Origin of the sequence: Luedemannella flava (genome assembly GCF_039528515.1) — a bacterium.
Classification (GTDB): Bacteria; Actinomycetota; Actinomycetes; order Mycobacteriales; family Micromonosporaceae; genus Luedemannella; species Luedemannella flava.
Genome location: NZ_BAAALT010000052.1, coordinates 1 through 2,618, shown reverse-complemented (window position 1 = coordinate 2,618; position 2,618 = coordinate 1). Strand labels below are relative to the sequence as shown.

The window sequence follows — 2,618 nt, the reverse complement described above, 5'->3', positions numbered from 1 at the left end:
GCCACGCGACCAGCGCGTCGACGGCGTAGGCAGCGGCGGCGGCCATCGGGCCGAGCGCGACGAGCAGCCACGCGTACGGCGACCCGCTGAGCGCGTACAGCACGATGCCCGCGGTCACCGGGATGACCAGGGCGAGTACGGGCGGCCGGCGTGGACGGAGCGGCACGGGCGGCGCCGGGGCGTCGAGCGACACCCCGGCATAACGGGGCACCACGAGCGGCGGGCGCGCGTAGGAGCCGTCGAGCGCCGGGATCGTGATCCGCACGGCCGTGTCGCCGAGCAGGGCCTCGTCGCCGGAGCGGAGCACGGCCCGGTCGACCGGCCGACCGGACACGTAGACGCCGTTCGCGGCGCCCAGGTCGACGATCTCGACGACGTCGCCGACGCTGATCCGGGCGTGGTGCTTGGAGACCAGCGGGTCGGTCAGGCGTACCGCGCAGTCCCGGTCGCGGCCCACGAGCGTGCTGCCCGCGACCAGCGGGAACGGCCCTCGGCCCGCGTCCGGCCCGGACACGATCTCCAGCGTCGCGGCGGGCTCGCCCCGCGCCCCATCCCTGTGGAAGGCGCTGGCCGGCATGACCCGCACCCTGGCGCCGGGACGCGGCCCCACGTCGCCAACGAGGGCGCTGACGGGCAGCGCCGTGCCGCCGTCCGGCCCCGACACGGCGAGGGTGACGGCCGACCACGTCCGCGAACGCTCCGGGTCCCGGGTCGCGAGCGCGTGCGCCAGCTCGCCGACGGTGGTGCCCGCACCGACCGTGACCGCGAGGTCGACCGCGTCCCCGCTCTCCCGGACCAGGGTCACCTTCAACTCGGTCATGCCGAACCTGGGCCTGATGATGCCCTCGCTTCGCTCGGTCATGCCGCCACCTCGCTCCGCGAGGCGTCGGCACGACTGAACCTGGGCCTGATGATGCCCTCGCTTCGCTCGGTCATGCCGCCACCTCGCTCCGCGAGGCGTCGGCACGACTGAACCTGGGCCTGATGATGCCCTCGCTTCGCTCGGTCATGCGGGGCGTCGCCGCCGGGCCGGCCACAGGGTGGCCAGGTTGACCATCGCGAGGAACCGCTGGTGCGGCTTGCGTTCGCGCCGCAGGCCGCGCAGCGAATCGTCCACTTCCGACCAGTACGCCGCTACCGCGTCCGGTGACGGGTCACCCGGCCCGAAGACGGCCTCGTCGGCGCCCAGCGCGAGCCCGGTCGCGGCCGCGCGCCCGTCCACGGGCAGCGCCTCCACCGCGGCCAGCTCCTCGCCGGCGCGCCGGCGGGTCGGCCCGGCCGGCGTCGGTACGCCCAGGTCGCGCAGCCGGTCCAGCAGCTCCAGCCAGCCGTTGGCGATCTGCGCGCTGGTGGACCCGGCCCGCCGGCGACGCCGGCGCCGGCGCTCCTTGAGCCCCACGATCACGCCCACGACCAGCCCGAACAGCAGGAGTGGCAGGCCCACGTACGTGGCGATGGTGAGCAGCACCGCGCACACGCCGCACCGGTCCGGGGGCGGCAGGTCGTCGCCCGAGTCGTCGGCGTCCGGCGGGGCGGCCTGGTCGGGTGCCGGCAGCGCCACCGTGGGCGGCTGCACGATCTTCGCGTCGCCGTCCTCGTTCGGCTCGGGCTTGGGCGGCTTCGGCTTGTTCGTCACCGGCGGCGTCGGGTCGAACGGCACCCAGCCGACGCCGTCGACGGCGACCTCGACCCACGCCGTCACCATCGCGCCGGTCACGTCGCCCGCGCCGGTGCCGGTCTTGGCGAACCAGGCCTGGGTGGGCGCCGCGCCGAGCACGACCCGGGCGGGGATGCCCAGCCGGCGCAGCATGAGGGCGAGCGTGGCCGCGTACTGCTCGGAGTCGCCGACGAGCTGGTCGGCGGCGAGGAACTCGCGGACCCGCCCGGCTCCGTGTCCGGGCCGCGACGGCACGCCGGCCGCGCCCGTACCGTCGCTGTAGGCGCCCGCGCGCATGCGGGTGAGCAGCGCGTTGAGGCGGCCCATCGGGGTGGCGGCGGTGGCCCACTCGACCGCGAGGGTCTGCACCGGCTCGGGGTCGCCGACGATGTCGGGCAGGGTCACCACGGCGGTCGCCCGCCCGGCGAGGTCCTTCTCCGCCGGCACGGTCGGCACGAGCACGTCGAGGGTGTACGTGTCGCCGGTGCCCAGCACGAGCGGGGCGAGCCCGGTGCCGGTGCTGCGGTTGTAGCGGAACGATCCGGCGAGGTCGGCGCCGCGCGGGCCGTCGAACCGGGCCCCGGTCAGCGCGCCGACCGTCGGCACCCACACGCCGCCGAGGTTCTTGATCGTGACCTGGATCGTGGCGGGTGTCCCCGTCGCCTCGGTCGGGATGGTCGTACCCACCCGTTCGAAGACGCCCGACGCGGTGGTGGCGCCGGCGCCGCCGGCCACGCTCCACACGACACCGTCGTAGGCGTCCATCACGGCCAGACGCACCCGCGCCCCGCTGGGCAGGCCGGCGACGCTGAACAGGACCTTGTCCTTGTCCACCACCTCGTAGCGGCGCAGGCCCGCGAGCGGGCTGGGGTACTCGCTGAGGTCCAGCGGCGGCTGGACGTGCTCGCGCAGCACGTAGCGGTCCTCGTCGTCCGCGGGCAGCGCGGCCGCGAAGCCGCCG

The 2,618-nt window shown here is 75.9% G+C and carries 2 protein-coding genes; both read right to left on the bottom strand.

What is annotated here, in order from left to right; translation table 11 throughout:
• A partial coding sequence (locus ABD211_RS10090; protein ID WP_344128652.1) for an FHA domain-containing protein occupies positions 1–862 on the bottom strand: 862 nt, incomplete at its 3' end.
• 144 nt (positions 863–1,006) lie between these two features.
• A partial coding sequence (locus tag ABD211_RS10085; protein ID WP_344128650.1) for a transglutaminase-like domain-containing protein occupies positions 1,007–2,618 on the bottom strand: 1,612 nt, incomplete at its 5' end.